Raw genomic sequence first — 17,505 nt, 5'->3', positions numbered from 1 at the left:
AATAGAGTTGTCAAATGCTGCATGTTTCTGCGTCTGCACCGCCGTGCGGGTGGGCAGGCGTATTTTCATGCCGAGATTCTGCCAGAAAAAGGAGCTAACGCAATGTACAAGATCACAGAAAAAGTCGCGCTGAACCCCACCGTGACGAAGATGGTCATTGAAGCCCCGCTCATTGCCAAAAAGGCAAAGCCGGGCCAGTTCATCATTGTGCGCCCGTTCGAGGACAGCGAGCGCATCCCCCTGACCGTGGCCGGTTACGACCGCGAAAAGGGCACCGTGGACATTATCTTCCAGATCGTCGGCGGTACCACCATGGAGCTGAACAGCCTGAACGCAGGCGACAGCGTCCACGACTTCGTCGGCCCGCTGGGCCGCGCCACCGAGACCGAGGGCCTGAAGAAGGTCTGTGTCGTGGGCGGCGGCGTCGGCTGCGCCATCGCTCTGCCCATTGCCCGCGAGTTGCACGAGCAGGGCTGTGTGGTCCACAGCGTCGTTGGCTTCCGCAGCAAGGACCTGCTCATCCTCGAAGACGAGTTCCGGGCCTGCAGCGATGAACTGCGCATCATGACCGACGACGGCAGCTACGGCACCAAGGGCGTCGTGACCGCTGCGCTGGACGAGCTGGTAGCCGCCGGGAACCAGTACGACCTGGTCATCACCATCGGCCCGCTCATTATGATGAAATTCGTGGTCAAGACCTGCCAGAAGCACGGCCTGAAGAGCATCGTTTCCATGAACCCCATCATGATCGACGGCACCGGCATGTGCGGCGGCTGCCGCCTGACCGTGGGCGGCGAGACCAAGTTTGCCTGCGTGGACGGCCCCGACTTTGACGGCGACTTGGTGGATTTCGACGAGGCCATGGCCCGCGGCACCATGTACCGCCCCTTTGAGGCCAAGGCCCGCGAAAAGGCCTGCAATCTGTTCAAGACTGAGGAGGCAAAGTAAGATGGCTTTCAATATGGACCCGAAAAAGTGCCCCATGCCCACCCAGGACCCCAACGTCCGCAACAAGAACTTTGAGGAAGTTGCGCTGGGCTACACCGCCGAGATGGCTGTGAACGAGGCAAAGCGCTGTGTGCACTGCAAGAACAAGCCCTGCCAGACCGGCTGCCCGGTCGGCATCGACATTCCGGAATTCATCGGCCATGTGGCCGAGGGCGACTTTGAGGCCGCGTATCAGGTCATCAACCGCTCCTCTTCCCTGCCCGCCGTCTGCGGCCGTGTCTGCCCGCAGGAGAGCCAGTGTGAGGGCAAGTGCACCCGCGGCATCAAGAACGAGCCGGTGGGCATCGGCCGCCTGGAGCGCTTCGTAGCCGACTGGCACCGTGAGAACGTCCACACTGCTCCCATCGTGCCCGAATCCAACGGTCACAAGGTCGCCATCATCGGCGCAGGTCCTGCCGGTCTGACCGCTGCGGGCGACTTGGCAAAGCTGGGCTATAAGGTCACTGTGTACGAGGCCCTGCATGTGGCAGGCGGTGTGCTGATGTACGGCATCCCTGAGTTCCGTCTGCCCAAGGCCATCGTCCAGCAGGAGATCGACGGCCTGAAGAAGATGGGCGTGGACTTCGAGTGCAACATGGTCATCGGCAAGGTCCTGACCATCGACGAGCTGATGGGCGAGTACGGCTATGAGGCCGTTTTCGTGGGTTCCGGTGCCGGTCTGCCCCGCTTCATGGGCATTCCCGGCGAGAGCCTGAAGGGTGTGTACTCCGCCAACGAGTTCCTGACCCGCTCCAACCTGATGAAGGCATATCTGCCCACCAGCAAGACCCCCATCCGCGCCGGCAAGAAGGTCGCCGTCGTCGGCGGCGGCAACGTCGCCATGGACGCCGCCCGCAGCGCCCTGCGCCTGGGTGCTGACACCGTCTACATCGTCTACCGCCGCGGCATGGCTGAGCTGCCTGCCCGGAAGGAGGAGGTCGAACACGCCGAGGAAGAGGGCATCATCTTCAAGACCCTGTGCAACCCCGTGGAGATCCTCTCCGACGACGAGGGCTTCGTCAAGGCCATCACCTGCGTGGAGATGGAGCTGGGCGAGCCCGATGCGTCCGGCCGCCGCCGCCCCATCGAGAAGAAGGGCAGCGAGTTCACGATGGATGTGGACACCGTCATCATGAGCCTGGGCACCAGCCCCAACCCGCTCATCCGCTCCACTACCCCCGGTCTGGAGACCAACAAGCACGGCTGCATCGTCACCGAAGGCGACGAGGGCAAGACCAGCCGCGAGGGCGTGTATGCCGGCGGCGACGCCGTGACCGGTGCCGCCACCGTCATCAAGGCCATGGGTGCCGGCAAAGCTGCCGCCAAGGCCATCGACGAATACATTCAGAATAAGTAAACCGGTCCTATAAAAAAGCGGAGGTGCTGCGATGCAGCACCTCTGTTTTTTTTCCACGTTCCTTATGGTCCTCCCCTCTTTTTCATCGTACCATAAACAAACTCTTGCGAGCCTTTTCAGAGCAGCCCATGTTCCAGACAGTACCAGTAGACGCCGTCCTCTTTTACGTCACGGCAGGTATCTGCGGAAACGGCTTTCAGCCGGTCAGAGGCATTGGCCATGGCAACGCCGGTGCCGACGGCCCCGAACATCTCGATGTCGTTGTTGCCGTCGCCAAATGCCATGCTGTCGGCCTTGTCGATGCCGTAAAACTCCAGCACCTTTTCCACCGCGACCCCCTTGCCGCCGTTGGCCGGGATGATGTCCACTGCGCGGTCCCACCAGGCGGCGATCTTGGCATGGGTGACATCGTTCAGGATGGCGGGATACTCTTCCTCCCGGCCGCCCATCAGCACCTGAAAGACTTCGCCCTGCGCCACCTCGTCAAAGTCGTCGGCCACGACCAGCTTCACCCCGCCGATGGCAAAATATTCTTCGAGGTCTGGTTCGGTGCCGTTGGCCACCAGACGGCTGTCCGTGGCCAGTGCAAGGGGCCGCCCCAGTGCAGCCGCATTCCGGCGGAGGGTCACAATGTCCTCTTTCGGGATGAGGTTCTTGAAAATATCGCGCTCCGGCGTAAAACAGTATGAGCCGTTGTAGGTCAGGAGCGCATCAAACGTCACCCCCTCGAACTTCGGCATCTCCATGGGGGTACGGCCTGTGGCAATGCAGAGCCTGATGCCGTTCTGCCGCAGTTTTTGCAGAGCTTCCACCGTTCTGGGGCGGATGCCCTCTTTCAGGGGCACCAGTGTGCCGTCAATGTCAAAAAAGATGATCCTTGGCTTCATCGTATCGCTCCTCTTTTTGCGCAGATGTAGATATAGAACACCTTTATTATAGCACACGCAACCCGGCTGCCAAAGATTCTTTTTCCTTCAGATCCGAAAATCGCAATTCCGTCAAAATCCGTCACAAAGAAGCAGCTGTTTTCCGCGTTCTGCGTGAAAATCGGCTCCTTTTTTCTGCAAAATCGTTTCATGTATCCCACTTCTTGTGCGAGATGCTCAAATTTTGAAGTTTATTTTTGTTGATTCTTTTTGGCATTTCGTGATTGATTTTGACGTATTCTTTGCTATAATAGGGGCAGAGAGACGCAGAAAGCTCCAAATAAAATCACAATCCACCAAAAGGAGTGAAGATTTTCATGTTGGCAGAAGAACGCTTCGCCCTCATCCTGGATCTGCTGGCCCGCCAGCGGACGGCTACGGTACAGGAGTTGTGCGAGGCCCTGAGCGCAAGCGAATCCACCATCCGGCGCGACCTGAACGAGCTGGACAAGATGGGCCGGCTGAACAAGGTGCACGGCGGTGCCACCCTGCCGGACAGCCCTTTCCGCACCGACGAACCCACCATGGCCGCCAAAGAAGAGCTGGCTGTGGATCAGAAACACAGCATCGCGCGGGCCGCTGCGGCCCTGATCGAGCCGGAGGATTTCATCTTTCTGGACGCCGGTTCCACCACACTGGCGGTGGCGCGGGCGCTGACCGGCCCGGCCCTGCATGCCTGCTATGTGACCAACGGCGTGGCCCACGCCCGGCTGCTGGCCCAGAAGGGCTGCCGGGTGTTCCTGCCCGGCGGGATGCTGCGGCCCCAGACCGAAGCCATCATCGGGGCGGCGGCGCTCAGCGCCATCCAGCAGTACAACTTCACCAAAGCGTTCATGGGGGCCAACGGCGTGGCGCTGGAGGCCGGGTTCACCACCCCGGACCCGGAGGAAGCCGCTGTGAAAGCGGCTGCTGTCCACCAGGCGCGGGAGGCCTGGTTCCTCGTGGATGACTCGAAGTTCGCCAAAGTCTACCCCGCCGTCATCACCGACCTGCACAGCGGTGCCATCCTGACCAACCGCTGCCCCAACCCCAAATACCGGCAATTCACTTTGATAAAGGAGACGGAATCATGATCTATACCGTTACGTTCAATCCTGCCATCGACTATGTCGTCCGCCTGGACAAGGCTCTGGAAGTCGGCGAGGTGAACCGCGCCGCCGGGGAGGACTGTGTGCTGGGCGGCAAGGGCATCAATGTGTCCGGTGCGCTGCACGAGCTGGGCTGCGAGAGCGTGGCTCTGGGCTTCGTGGCCGGTGAGACCGGTGCCTGGCTGGAACGCGGTCTGGCCGCGCAGGGCCTGCGCACCGACTTCATTCATCTGGACCACGGCATGACCCGCATCAACGTGAAGATCAAAGCCGGGGAGGAGACCGAGCTGAACGGCGCAGGCCCCGCCATCCCGGCTTCGGCCCTGCACGCGCTGGAAGAAAAGCTCGATGCGCTGACCGAAAGCGATGTGCTCATCCTCGCAGGCAGCATCCCGTCCAGTATGCCGCAGGACACCTACGAGCGGCTGCTGGCCCGGCTGGACGGCAAGGGTGTGCGCTGTGTCGTGGACGCCACCCGCGCCCTGCTGGCAAACGTTCTGCCCTACCACCCCTTCCTCATCAAGCCGAACAACCACGAGCTGGGCGAGCTGGTGGGCAGAGTCCTGACCGGCGACGAGGAGATCACCGCCGCTGCCCGCGCCCTGCAAACGCAGGGTGCCCGGAACGTTCTGGTGAGTATGGCGGGCGATGGTGCTTTGCTGGTGGACGAGACCGGTGCCGTGCACCGCATCGGCTGCCCCAAAGGCAGGGTCGTCAACAGCGTGGGTGCAGGCGACAGCATGGTAGCCGGTTTCGTGGCCGGATATTTGCAGACCGGCCGCTATGACGACGCCCTCCGTCTGGGCACCGCCTGCGGCAGCGCCACGGCGTTCAGCCTGGGGCTTGCCAAAAAATCGGAGATCGACGCACTGCTCGCAGCGCTCTGAGCTGTGACGCTTTGAACGAAGGAAAGGAGAATCCCCTATGCGTATCACCTCGCTTTTCTCCCTGAATGCCATTGCGCTGGATGTTGCAGCATCCAATCAGGATGAGATCATCGACAAGGTCGTGGAGCTGCAGTCCACCCACAACAACATTCTGGATAAAGAGGCCTATAAAAAGGCGCTCTATGCCCGCGAAGAAGAAGGCTCCACCTACGTGGACAACGGCATCACGGTGCCCCATGCCAAGAGCGACGTCGTCACCCGGCCCAGTCTGGCCGCACTGCGACTGAGCAGCCCGGTGCAGTACAACCCCGACGACGACGGCAAGACCGACCTGCTCTTCGCCATCGCAGCCCCGCAGAACGGCAGCCTGCATGTGGATATGCTGGCCCGGATGATGCAGATGCTGATGAACGAGGAGTTCGTGGAACAGCTGCGCACTGCCAGAACGCCGCAGGCATTTTTGGACGCCATCGACAAGCAGGAGGAAGCGCAGTTCGGCAGCGAGAGCTTCACCGACCAGTCCATCCCGCAGGACGGCTTCCGGGTGCTGGCTGTGACGGCCTGCCCCAACGGCATCGCCCACACCTACATGGCCGCCGAGGCGCTGACCAAGGCTGGCACCAAGCTGGAGCTGCCCGTGAAGGTCGAGACCAACGGTTCCGACGGTGCCAAGAACATCCTGACCCGTGAGGAGATCGCGGCCTGCGACGGCATCATCGTGGCGGCGGACAAGAACGTGGAGACTGCCCGCTTTGACGGCAAGCCTGTACTCTTCACCCGCGTGGACGACGGCATCCACAAGCCCGAAGAGCTGATTCTGAAGATCGTGCGGGGCGAGGTGCCCATCTACCACAGCAAGGACAAGGCTGCGGGCGATGCACCCGGTGCCTCCGACAGCGCGGCCCACACCGTGTACAAGCACCTGATGAACGGTGTTTCCCACATGCTGCCCTTCGTCGTGGGCGGCGGCATCATGATCGCGCTGGCCTTCCTGCTGGACGATTACACCATCGACCCCTCCAACTTCGGCATGAACACCCCCATCGCAGCCTTCTTCAAGACGGTGGGCAGCGCCGCCTTCAGCTACATGCTCCCCATCCTGGCTGGTTTCATCGCCATGTCCATCGCAGACCGACCGGGTCTGGCCGTCGGTTTTGCAGGCGGCGTTCTGGCCATGAACGGCACCAACTTCGCGGGCCTTGCCTCCGGTGAGACCGCCGGCATCTCCGGCGGCTTCCTGGCGGCTCTGCTGGCCGGTTTCGTGGCCGGTTATGTGGTCGAGTTCCTGAAGAAGATCACCGAAAAGCTCCCCGCCAGCCTGAACGGCATCCGTCCCATGCTCATCTACCCGCTGGGCGGCATCCTCATCGTGGGTGCTGTGATGTGCGGCATCAACCCGGTGATGGGCATGATCAACACCGCCATGACCGACTGGCTCAACGCCTTGGGCGGCACTTCCAAAGTCCTGCTGGGTGCCATCGTGGCCGGTATGATGAGTGTGGACATGGGCGGCCCCTGCAACAAGGCCGCCTACGTCTTCGGCACGGCCGCGCTGGCCTCCGGCAACTATGAGGTCATGGCCGCTGTCATGGTGGGCGGCATGGTGCCTCCCCTCGCCATCGCCCTCTCCACCACCTTCTGCCCCAAAAAGTGGACCCCCGACGAGCGCCGCAACGGCATCGTGAACTACGTCATGGGCCTGTGCTTCGTCACCGAGGGTGCTATCCCCTACGCCGCCTCTGACCCGCTCCGCGTCCTGCCCAGCTGCGTCATCGGCGCAGCGCTGGCCGGTGCGCTCTCCATGACCTTCGGCTGCGCCCTGCGCGCACCCCATGGCGGCATCTTCGTCTTCCCCGTCGTGGACCACGCCCTGATGTATGTGGTGGCACTGGCCGCTGGCAGCATCGTGGGCGCCGTCATCCTGAGCCTGCTCAAGAAGACCCGCACCGAGTAACTCCCTTCCGGTTTTATTGAATCCATAAGCAAAACGGCTGGCCCTCCGTACTCCAGGAGGGCCAGCCGTTTTTGCGTTTTATTGCACTGCCTGCTTCAGGCGTTCGAGGTCTCCGGCATCCGGATGGGCCAATGCACGGTCAAAGTTTTCGATCAGCATGTCCAGATTGGAGGCCGGGTTCGGCTGCTGCTTCATCGCTTCATACCGCTGCCGCACCGACTGGGGCATCCGGCCCTGACACATATAGGTCCCCACAACGGTATTGCTGGGGTCCAGCTCCGCCTGCACGGCGCTCAGGATCTTTGCAAAATACTCCGCGCTGCCGCCGAAGCCTGCGGTGCCGAACAGAAAGACCTTTTTGCCGCGCAGCGTTTTCAAAAAGGCGTTGCAGTCTGCATCGGCATGGCCCCGGTCGGTCCAGAAGCCCACATACAGGGTGTCGGCCTCCGCTGCGGCTTCTGCCGGTGTGCCGAAGTAGCGGCAGCCTTCCTGCGGCAGCGTTTCCCGAAGGGTCTCTGCCAGCTGCTTTGTGTTGCCGGTCTGGCTGCTGTATACGATCGAGTAGCTCATACGATTCTCCTTTTTCATCGGTGTGTGTTTATTTTTCTTCCCGCCGTGCGTCGTAGATGCAGCGGGTGCCCTGGTGCGCCATCAGGCCGCCGAGGCACTTTTTGTTGCAGCGGACACAGCGGTGGATCGTTTTTGCCTGCCCCTTTTGCAGTTTGTTCACCCACTCCGGGTCGGCCAGAAGCTGGCGGCTCATGGCGGCGCACTGGATGCGCCCGGAGGCAAGCTGCTGCTCCACGAAATCGGGGTCGTTCAGGCCGCCCACGCCGCAGAGGGGCAGGCGGGTGTACTGCCGCACGGCATCGCAGAACTTGAGGAAGCAGCCCGGCTGGCCGAAGGCAGGGTGGCTGGCGGGCGGGATGGTGTTTTCCAGCGCCGAGTGGTTGGCCAGCGTGACATGGAAGCTGGTCACGCCCGCCTGTTCCAGCAGCGGCACAAAGACGGGCAGTTCTTCCACCAGAACGCCTGCGTTGCCGTAGTGGGGGTCTTCCTGCCGGACGGCCAGCTTGTAGTCAATGGGAAATTCCGGCACGGCGGCATGGACGGCCTTGACCGCTTCCACGGCAAAGCGGGCGCGGTTCTCGGCGCTGCCGCCGTATTCATCGGTGCGGTGATTGAAGATGGACGAGCTGAAGCTGCCGCACATCCGGTCGCCGTGCACCTGCACCATGTCAAACCCAGCCTGTTTTGCCAGCACCGCCGCCTTGCCGAAGCCCGCGAGGATGGCCTCGATCTTCCGCTTCGGCATTTTGGTGATGTAAGGCTCCACTTCGGCGTTCAGCTTTTCGCGCAGCTGGTCCGGGGTGAGCTTTTTGGCCAGCACGGCGGGGATGTATTTGAGCATCGCCAGCATGTTGGAATCGCTCTGGTGCAGCTGGGCGCAGACCTTGCAATCCGCCTTGTGGGCGATCTCCACGATCTGCTGATAAAACGCGAACCCCTTTGCATCGAAGAGGGATTTTTCGAACTTGCTCTTCCCCACCGGCACATCCCCGATGATGAGCATCGCGCAGCCGCCCTCGGCCAGCCGCCGGATCTCGGCAAGGTATTCTTCGTCCGGCAGGCCGAAGGTAGTGGGCGCAAAAATGATGCGGTTCTTCAGCTGCAGGCCCCCATAGTTCACAGGGCTCAGGATGGTCTCGTACATGATCACATGCTTCCTTTCTGTGCTGCTTTTTGCAGCAGTTCCAGCAGCTGGCGCTGCTCGTCGGCGGTCAGGCCGGTCAGGTTCCGGGCGTCCCAGCCATAAAACACCCGGTGGCAGACCGCAAAGGCCGTCCGGCCCTTTTCGGTCAGTTCCAGATGGTAGCTGCGGCCGCTCTTTTCTTTGGTGAGGAATCCATCCTCGGCCAGCTTGGTGAGGCTGCGCTGGGAGTGGCCCCAGTCCAGATGCAGTCTCTGCGTCAGCTCCGAGGGGGTGCAGCCGGGGTGCTTGCCCACATAGATGATAAAGTACATCATCCCGAAGCTCAGGCCCAGCTCCTGCAGCCGCTGGGTGGTGTAGGCGGCAAATCTCCTGTGCAGTGTCAGAATGCAGGAGGACACCGTAGCCGGTTCCATATGATCCGCTCCTTTCGTTCTCAACGGCCTGAGTATAGCATGTTTACTTGACAAAGTCAAGTATTTTTGCAAAGAAAAAACTCCGCATCTGTACGCGAAGTTTTTTCGGGCTGGTGTCATGCTTTGTTACGGCGCTCTTCTTCCAGCTCCCGCTTGAGGTCATCTTTGATCTCGACAAAGCATTCCAGAAGCATGGGGTTGAACGCGCCGCATTCGCCGTTCAGGATCATCTCCACCGCCTGTTCATGCGGGCAGGCTTTTTTGTAGCAGCGGTCACTGGTCAGGGCATCGTAGACGTCGGCCAGCGCCACCACCTGCGCCTCGATGGGGATCTCGTTTCCTTTCAGGCCGTCCGGGTAGCCGCGGCCGTCCCACCGCTCGTGGTGCCAGCGGGCAATGCTGTAGGCCGTTTGGAGCAGCGGCTCCGTGCAGAAGTTGTCCAGCTTGCTCAGCATATCCGCGCCGATGGTGGTATGGGTCTTGATGACCTCAAACTCCTCCGGGGTCAGCCGGCCGGGCTTGTTCAGGATCTTTTCGTCGATGGCGATCTTGCCGATGTCGTGCAGGGCCGAGGCCAGCGGGATGTTCTCCTGCATCTCGGAGGTGATGTGGTAGATGTTGGGGCGTTCGAGCAGTTTTGCGAGCACCCGCTCGGTGAGGCGGTGGATGTGCTGAACGTGCAGCCCGCTCTCGCCGTTGCGGAACTCCACCAGCTGGCTCAGCACCCCCACCAGCATGGAGGTGTTCCTCTCCCGCGCGCGGATCTGTTCGGACAGCAGGCTGACCAGCCGCCGCTGCTTGGCATAGAGCTTGATGGTGTTGAACACCCGGCGGTAGACGACGCGGGCGTCGAACGGGCGGGCCACGTAATCCGAAACACCCATTTCATAGGCGCGGCGGACGGAGGCCTCGCTGTCCTCGCCGGAGATCATGATGACCGGCAGATCCTCGATGGCGTGGTTGCGGTTCATGAAATCCAGCACCTCAAACCCATTCATCTTTGGCATCATAAGATCCAGCAGCACCAACGCGATATCGCCCATGTACTGCTGCATCTTTTTCAGGCACTCCTCGCCGTCCGCAGCTTCGAGGATGCGGTAATCCCCGCACAGGATCTCCGACAGGATGGCGCGGTTCATCTCGGAATCGTCCACGATGAGGATCTGCGGCTTTTCCTCCCGGCGGCCCGGCGCATCCTCCTGAAGCATCTCGCCGGAGACGACGACGCAGTTCTTCCGGACCTTGGCCTGATACATCAGCCGGTCGGCCTGCCGGACCACGGCATCCATGCTGTCGCTTGGCATCTGGATCAGCCCGCCGATGCTGGTCGAAAGCCGCATGTGGCTGTAGCCGGGCACGATGGCGTCATGGATCTTTTCGCAGATCCCCTCCAGTTTGATTTTGAAGTAATCCTCCGGGATGCCGGGCAGGATGAGCAGAAACTCGTCGCCGCCGAAGCGCACCAGCGCATCGGTCTGGCGGATGCAGCCGCGCACGATGGTGGCGGCGGTCTTCAGGGCCATATCGCCCGCGTGGTGGCCGTAGGTATCGTTGTAGACCTTGAAGTCGTCCAGGTCCATCAGCGCCACGCCGATGGGGCCTTTCATGCCGCGGACGATCTCCTCGTAATAGCGGCGGTTGTACATGTCGGTCAGAGGGTCGTGGTACAACTTGGTGTTGTAGCCGGAGAGTGCGCTGAACAGTGCCTCGGTGTCATCGGGTTCGACGATGGTATCGCTGTGCATCCGCTGCAGCAGTTCCAGCACATAGGGGGCTCCGTCCACCTCCATATATTGGGCCGACACCTGCACGATGTCCGGCGAGAAATATTCCAGCTTGGTGCGCTGGTCATGGTTCTCGAACGCACTCTTCACCGCGCAGTGGTGGCAGGCATAGCACAGGTCTTCCGCGTTGGGGTTGGAGCGCACGCCCTCTTCGATCCGCTCGATGGCGGCTGCATCCAGCAGACGCACATCTGTATAGAACTGCTGCAGATCGCTGATGAGCGTCTGAACTTCCTGCATTGTTTTCATCTTCGCCGTTTCCTACGCCTTTCTGCGCACCTCTCCGAATGTTGGAACAGAAAAGGCGCTTTTCTTTCCTATTATAGACGGTATTCAGCCCAAATGGAAGGGATTTTCCAAAACTTTTCTGCAAAACAGAATGCTGCCCCGCCGTTTTTCCAAAATCTGAACTTTTTCGGCACAAATGGTAGCCCTGTGAAACAAAAGGTGTTATAATAATTTTATCTATCACAAGCCATTTGACAGGAAGGGGTCCCCCACATGACGATCGAAGAATGCTACACGGCCATGGGCGCGAATTATCAGGACGTGCTCCGGCGCTTTTATAAGCCCGATATGATCCGGCGCTTTGCCCGGATGTTTTTGCAGGACACCAGTTTTCAGCAGCTGACCGATGCCATGGCCCGGCAGGACGTCAAGGATGCGTTTCTTGCGGCGCACACCCTGAAAGGGGTCTGCCTCAACCTCGGCTTCAGCAACCTCACGCCCTCTGCAGTGGCCCTGACGGAGATCCTCCGCGCGGGGAGCTTTGACGGTGCCGCCGAGCAGTATGCCCTTGTGGAGAAGGAATATCACAAGACCATCGAGGCCCTCAACGCCCTCGATTGAGTTCCGGATGGAGCCGCGGAGAGCCGGGGCTCTATTTTTCAGACCGGCTCGTTCTGGGGAAGGAGACATCATGCGATCTCGTTTTCGTCCGCTCGTCAGTCTGGTGCTGAGCGCTGCGCTGCTGCTGGGCTGTGTGGGCTGCGGCGGCAGTGCCAAGGCACCCACCACCATCACGGTGTGGAACTATTACAGCGGCGACCTTCTGAGCAGCTTCAACGCTCTGGTGGGCCAGTTCAACGCCACCGTCGGCAAAGAGAAGAACATCGTGGTCGAGAGCTTCAATCAGGGCAACGTGACCGACCTGGAAGCGAACGTTCTGGCCGCTGCGCAGGGCAAGGTGGGCGCTGCGGCTCTGCCCAACCTCTACTCCGGCTATGCCGACATGGCCTATGACCTCGACCTGATGGGCAAGGTCGTAGACCTGGCCCCCTATCTGACCGCAAAGGAGAAGGCCGCCTATGTGGACGGTTTTCTGTCCGAGGGCGACCTGATGAACAACGGGGAACTGAAGATCTTCCCGGTGGCAAAATCCACCGAGCTGCTCTACCTGAACGCCACCGACTGGGCCCCCTTTGCTGCGGCCACCGGTGTGACCTACGACGACCTGGCCACTTTGGAAGGCGTCGTGGAGGTGGCCCGCCAATACTACGACTGGACGGATGCCATGACCAGCACCCCCAACGACGGCAAGGCCTTCTTCGGCCGTGATGCGCTGGCCAACTACCTGCTGTGCGGTGCTCAGGAGATGGGCCTGACCATCTTTGATGCCAAGAACGGCGTCATGACCCTGCATTTTGACAAAGACGTCATCCGCAAACTGTGGGATAACTTCTATGTGCCCTACATCAAGGGCTGGTTCGGTGCCAGCGGCAGGTTCCGCAGTGACGACGTGAAGACCGGCAATCTGCTGGCCTACGTCGGCTCGTCGGCCAGCAGCCCCTTCTTCCCCGCCCAGGTGATGACCAACGACGCCGAGAGCCACGCCATCGAACCGGCCATCCTGCCCTGCCCATCCTTTGCGGGCTGCAGCCCGGTCGCCGCCCAGCAGGGTGCCGGCATGATCGTGACCAAAGGCACCGACGCCCAGATCCGGGCCTGCGTTGAATTTCTGAAGTGGTTCACCCAGCCGGAAAACAACATCGCGTTCTCCGTGAACTCCGGCTATCTGCCCGTGACCCACGCCGCCGCAAGCCTGAACGCCATTCAGGCCAGTGGTTTGGAGCTGACCGACATCGTCACCCAGGTGCTGGACCTCTCGCTGGATGCCGTGGAGCATGACGCCCTGTACACGACCCACGCCTTCCTGGAGGGTTCCACGGCCCGCACCACCCTGCAAAATGCCATGACCGATGCGGCGGAGGCCGACCGGGCCATCGTGAAAGAGCGGCTCGCCGCCGGGCAGACGGCCGAAGAGGCCGAAGCCGAGTTTTTGACCGACGAATACTTTGACCAGTGGTACGAATCCACGAAGGCCGCGCTGGAAGCCTACGCCGGCTGACCACCTGCCGCCCCAACCCTTTTTGAAAGGAGCACCGGCACATGAAACACTTCACCCGACACAAACTGTCCGGGGCCCGCGCAGAGCGCTCCATTTTCGGCACCATCTTCAAAGCGATGGTCGGTGTGCTGCTGGTGGAGGTCGCACTGCTCGTCGCGTCCATCTATGCGATGCGGGTCGGCCCCCAGCTGGACCAGAACGCGGAGGACATCCTCGCCATGCAGGTGGAGAACCGCAGCCGATACATCCAGACCACCCTGCACGATGCGCAGGAGCTTTCCACTCTGGAAAGTGAGATCAACACCCTGACGCAGGAGCTGCTGGACAGCGGCAGCATCGACCTTGCCACGCTGGACAGCAGCAGCATCACCGCCTACCCCCTGCTGGAAGCCGCCACCCCAAAGCTCATCGCCGCTCTGCGCAGCAGGCCGGTGACCGGCATCTTTCTGGTGCTGAACACCCATGACCTGAACAGTCGCTCCGCTGGCAATCACCTGCCCTCCATCTATCTGCGGGATCTGGACCCCGACGCCTCGCCCTCCGAAAACAATTCCGACCTGCTGTTCGAACGGGCACCAGCCCGGCTGGTGCAGGAGCAGAGCATTGCCACCGACAAGAGCTGGTCCCCCGCCCTCACCTATCAGGCGATGGCCAGAGGCTTTCTCTATGCGCCGTTCCAGGCGGCCTATGACGATGGTGCCCAGCTGAACCCGGCTGATTACGGCCACTGGACCATCGCCCCCTATGCTCTGAAAGGTGACGACCGGCAGGCCATCTATTACAGCCAGCCCCTCATCCTGCCGGACGGCACCGTCTACGGCGTCATCGGCGTGGAACTTCTGACCAGCTACCTTGCCGACAAGCTGCCCTGCGCCGAACTGCAGGGCGACGGCTCCGGCCTCTATCTGCTGGCCTGCTCCAATATGATGTTGAACCTGGACACCCTCTCGCTGGATCTTGCACCGGTCCTGTGCAGCGGCAGTTCGGCGTTTGCCAGCGGCACCACCGCTGTGGCATCCCGGCGCGGCACCGGCTGCTTCCGTCTGGTGCAGGACCATGTGCCCTACACAGCCTCCGTGATGTCGCTGAATCTCTACAACCGGAACGCCCCCTTCTCCGGGGATCGCTGGTATCTGGTGGGCATGGTGCCCACGGCCAACCTCTCGGCCTTCTCCAACCGGGTGCAGCAGATGCTCTTCCTCACCGTGCTGCTCACCCTCATCGCAGGCTTTCTGGCGAGCTTTCTGGTCAGTGAACGGATGTCCAAGCCCGTCCATCAGCTCTCCGCTGCCGTGGCCAAAGCGCAGGAAAACGCTGTGGCCATGCCGCAGCTGCCCACTACCGGCATCCTGGAAGTAGACCAGTTTGCCTCGGCCATCACCCACCTTTCGGAGGATGTGCTGGCCTCCTCCACCCGCTTTCTGCGGATCATGGAGATGGCCACGGTGGAGCTGGGCGGCTACGAGCTGCGCAGCGACAGTGTCTTTGCCACCGACAACTTCTTCCAGATGCTGGGGCTGGCCACCCCGGAGCCTCTCACGCCCCGCAGCTTCCGCAACGCCCTCTCCCGGATCGCGCATTCCAGCCTCTACCGCACCACGGATGCAGGCAACTCCGTCTTCCTCGTCCAGAAAGAGGACGAGGTGCGGTATGTGATCCTCCGTGTGACCCGCATCTGCGGCGAGACCGCCTCGGAGGTGGGCCTGCTCGAAGACGTGACCATCCCCACGCTGGAGCAGCAGCGCATCGAGCGGGAGCGCGACTACGATATCCTCACCGGGCTGTACAACCGTCAGGCGTTCAACCGGGTCTGCGCCGACCTCTTTGCCCACCCGGCCCAGCTGCACTGCTCGGCTCTGCTGATGATGGATCTGGACAATCTCAAGCAGATCAACGACACCTACGGCCACGACTGGGGCGACCAGTACATCCACCAGACCGGCCAGTGCTTCGCCGCCAACGCTCCAAAGAACACCGTCTGCTCCCGCCTGTCCGGCGACGAGTTCCTGCTGCTGTTCTACGGGTACGACACACAGGACGCCATCCGCGCCGAGCTGGACAAGCTGAGCGCCGCCCTGCGGGCCAGCTGCTCCACCCTGCCCAACGGCAAAACACTGAACATCAGCATCTCCGGCGGCGTGGCCTGGTACCCGGAGGACGGCAAAGACCTGAAGACCCTGAAAAAATACGCCGACTTCGCCATGTATCAGGTCAAGCAGTCCCGCAAGGGGCAGGTGGGCGATTTTGACATCGGCGTCTACCACCGCGAGGAGTATGCCGCCCAGACCCAGCGCGAATTCCTGCAATTGCTGCGGGAAGAGCAGGTGTACTACTACTTCCAGCCCATCTTCAGCGCACAGACCGGGCGGGTGGTGGCCTACGAGGCGCTGATGCGGGTGAACACGCCCACCCTCACCTCGCCTTCGCAGGTGATGGCGCTGGCCCACGAGCTGGACCGCCTGTACGACATCGAGCGGATCACCATGTTCCATTCCAGCGAGGCATTCGAGAAGCTGCAGAGCCGGGGCCTCATCCGGAAGGACGCCCTGCTCTTCGTCAACTCCATCGCCAATGTGGACCTGAACGATGAAGACCGCCAGGAATATCACCGCCGCTACCCCGACCTGCTCAAACAGCTCGTCGTGGAGATCACCGAACAGGAAGACCTGGACCGCGCATGTCTGGAGCGGAAGCGGAACATGCCGGGCTTCTCCGGTGCCTTCGCGCTGGATGACTACGGCACCGGCTACAGCAACGAGCTCAATCTGCTGGAACTGTCGCCCCGGTATATCAAGATCGACATTTCCATCATCCGCGGCATCGAGAAGGATCCCGACAAGCAGCAGATCGTCTCGAATATCGTGGCCTACGCCCACGCCCGCAGTATGCAGATCCTCGCCGAAGGCATTGAGGAAGAGGTCCAGCTGCGCAAGGTCATCGACCTGGGCGTGGACCTGCTGCAGGGCTACTACCTCTGCCGCCCGGCAGCCGTGCCCTCCCCCATCGCCTCCGAAGCGCTGGATGTCATCCGCGCTGCCAGCGCCGCGCATTCGGATGTCGGCTAAGTGCAAAAAAGAAACGGCCTTTCGGCCGTTTCTTTTTTATCGCAATTTTCAAAAATAGTGCTAATCAAAACGGCATCTTTGCGATATGCAGTTTGCGGATGTTGCTTGTGCATTAAAAGCGCAAACTGCTATATTATCGACCCAGCTGCCAGAATGCGACGGCGCTGGCGGCGGCGACATTGAGCGAATCGACGCCGTGGGACATGGGGATCTTGACCGTGTAATCGCAGGCGGCGATGGTGGCATGGGCCAGACCGTCGCCCTCGGTACCCAGCACGATGGCAAGTTTCGGCTCTGCGGCCAGCGCTTCGTCGTCGATGGGGACCGAGCGGTCGCTCAGAGCCATGGCTGCCGTTTTGAAGCCCATGGCGCGGAGGCGGGCCAGCCCCTGTCCGGGCCAGTCGGCGGGCGTCTCGCCCAGCTGGGCCCAGGGCACCTGAAACACCGTGCCCATACTCACCCGCACCGCGCGGCGGCACAGCGGGTCGCAGCAGGAGGGGTTGATGAGGACGGCGTCCATGTTCAGCGCTGCCGCACTGCGGAAGATGGCGCCCACGTTGGTGGAGTCCACGATGCCTTCCAGCACCGCGACGCGGCGGGCCGCTTTGCACAGCTCCTCGGCGCTGCGGGGGGCCGGGCGGCGGAAGGCGCAGAGCACACCCCGCGTCAGCTCAAACCCGGTGAGCCCGGCCAGCAGCTCCCGGTCCGCCGTGTAGACCGGGGCATCGCCGCAGCGGGTCAGGATCTCCGCCGCCGGGCCGGTGATCTGCCTGCGCTCCATCAGCAGCGAGACCGGCTCATACCCGGCGTCCAGTGCGCGGGAGATCACCTTGGGGCTCTCGGCGATAAAGATGCCTTTTTCGGGTTCCAGCCGGCAGCGCAGCTGGTTCTGCGTCAGGCGGGCGTAGGGGTCCAGCTCCGGCGCATGGAAATCGGTGATCTCGACGATGTTCGGCATGAGAATTTCTCCTTTTGGTTCCAGA

General features: G+C 61.6%; 14 protein-coding genes. 8 read left to right on the top strand and 6 right to left on the bottom strand.

The annotated features are described in order from the left end of the window. Window positions 1-102: 102 nt before the first annotated feature. Both DWY95_RS06385 and gltA read left to right on the top strand, forming a co-directional pair. Window positions 103-948: a sulfide/dihydroorotate dehydrogenase-like FAD/NAD-binding protein gene (locus tag DWY95_RS06385; RefSeq protein WP_097792369.1), complete on the top strand. Its 846-nt coding sequence runs from the start codon at window positions 103-105 to the stop codon at window positions 946-948. Between the two features lies 1 nt (window position 949). After that, entirely contained in the window at window positions 950-2,344 is a 1,395-nt protein-coding gene (gltA, locus tag DWY95_RS06380) for an NADPH-dependent glutamate synthase (RefSeq protein WP_118552830.1), read from the top strand. Between the two features lie 116 nt (window positions 2,345-2,460). Here the strand turns inward: gltA and DWY95_RS06375 are convergent, their stop codons facing one another. Then, window positions 2,461-3,231: a Cof-type HAD-IIB family hydrolase gene (locus DWY95_RS06375; protein ID WP_118552829.1), complete on the bottom strand. Its 771-nt coding sequence runs from the start codon at window positions 3,229-3,231 to the stop codon at window positions 2,461-2,463. Window positions 3,232-3,587: 356 nt separating this feature from the next. Between DWY95_RS06375 and DWY95_RS06365 the strand changes: the two genes are divergently transcribed. Genes DWY95_RS06365 through DWY95_RS06355 form a run of 3 tightly spaced genes read left to right on the top strand, consistent with a single transcriptional unit; the run spans window position 3,588 to window position 7,199 of the window. Further along, window positions 3,588-4,343: a DeoR/GlpR family DNA-binding transcription regulator gene (locus DWY95_RS06365; protein ID WP_118552827.1), complete on the top strand. Its 756-nt coding sequence runs from the start codon at window positions 3,588-3,590 to the stop codon at window positions 4,341-4,343. Continuing rightward, window positions 4,340-5,245: a 1-phosphofructokinase gene (pfkB, locus tag DWY95_RS06360; RefSeq protein WP_118552826.1), complete on the top strand. Its 906-nt coding sequence runs from the start codon at window positions 4,340-4,342 to the stop codon at window positions 5,243-5,245. The genes DWY95_RS06365 and pfkB overlap by 4 nt, the downstream gene beginning before the upstream one ends. 37 nt (window positions 5,246-5,282) lie before the next feature. Further along, the gene (locus tag DWY95_RS06355; RefSeq protein ID WP_118552825.1) at window positions 5,283-7,199 is read left to right on the top strand and encodes a fructose-specific PTS transporter subunit EIIC; all 1,917 of its coding nucleotides are present in this window, start codon (window positions 5,283-5,285) and stop codon (window positions 7,197-7,199) included. A gap of 78 nt (window positions 7,200-7,277) precedes the next feature. Here the strand turns inward: DWY95_RS06355 and bilS are convergent, their stop codons facing one another. The 4 genes from bilS to DWY95_RS06335 form a co-directional block, all read right to left on the bottom strand. Further along, window positions 7,278-7,769: a flavodoxin family protein BilS gene (bilS, locus tag DWY95_RS06350; RefSeq protein WP_118552824.1), complete on the bottom strand. Its 492-nt coding sequence runs from the start codon at window positions 7,767-7,769 to the stop codon at window positions 7,278-7,280. A 28-nt stretch (window positions 7,770-7,797) separates the two neighbouring features. Next, on the bottom strand, window positions 7,798-8,913 hold the full coding sequence (bilR, locus tag DWY95_RS06345; protein ID WP_097792375.1) for a bilirubin reductase: 1,116 nt from the start codon (window positions 8,911-8,913) through the stop codon (window positions 7,798-7,800). Window positions 8,914-8,915: 2 nt separating this feature from the next. After that, window positions 8,916-9,326, bottom strand: a complete 411-nt coding sequence (gene bilQ, locus DWY95_RS06340; RefSeq protein WP_118552823.1) for a bilirubin utilization transcriptional regulator BilQ — start codon at window positions 9,324-9,326, stop codon at window positions 8,916-8,918. 116 nt (window positions 9,327-9,442) lie between these two features. Next, entirely contained in the window at window positions 9,443-11,359 is a 1,917-nt protein-coding gene (locus DWY95_RS06335) for a diguanylate cyclase (protein WP_118552822.1), read from the bottom strand. 252 nt (window positions 11,360-11,611) lie between these two features. Here DWY95_RS06335 and DWY95_RS06330 point away from each other — a divergent pair, with 252 nt between their 5' ends. The 3 genes from DWY95_RS06330 (at window position 11,612) to DWY95_RS06320 (ending at window position 16,522) form a co-directional block, all read left to right on the top strand. Beyond that, window positions 11,612-11,959, top strand: coding sequence for an Hpt domain-containing protein (locus DWY95_RS06330; RefSeq protein WP_118552821.1), 348 nt, complete (start codon window positions 11,612-11,614; stop codon window positions 11,957-11,959). A gap of 70 nt (window positions 11,960-12,029) precedes the next feature. Beyond that, the gene (locus DWY95_RS06325; RefSeq protein ID WP_118552820.1) at window positions 12,030-13,457 is read left to right on the top strand and encodes an extracellular solute-binding protein; all 1,428 of its coding nucleotides are present in this window, start codon (window positions 12,030-12,032) and stop codon (window positions 13,455-13,457) included. A 41-nt stretch (window positions 13,458-13,498) separates the two neighbouring features. Continuing rightward, window positions 13,499-16,522 (top strand): bifunctional diguanylate cyclase/phosphodiesterase, encoded by a 3,024-nt coding sequence (locus DWY95_RS06320; protein WP_118552819.1) that lies wholly within the window; start codon window positions 13,499-13,501, stop codon window positions 16,520-16,522. A gap of 133 nt (window positions 16,523-16,655) precedes the next feature. Here DWY95_RS06320 and DWY95_RS06315 read toward each other — a convergent pair whose 3' ends face one another. Further along, window positions 16,656-17,480: an RNA methyltransferase gene (locus DWY95_RS06315; protein WP_097792381.1), complete on the bottom strand. Its 825-nt coding sequence runs from the start codon at window positions 17,478-17,480 to the stop codon at window positions 16,656-16,658. Window positions 17,481-17,505: the final 25 nt, after the last annotated feature.

This window comes from Faecalibacterium sp. AF28-13AC (assembly GCF_003478405.1).
Lineage (GTDB): Bacteria > Bacillota > Clostridia > Oscillospirales > Ruminococcaceae > Faecalibacterium > Faecalibacterium prausnitzii_E.
Note: the sequence above shows the minus strand (reverse complement) of the source record. Positions and strands in the feature narration are given on the sequence as shown.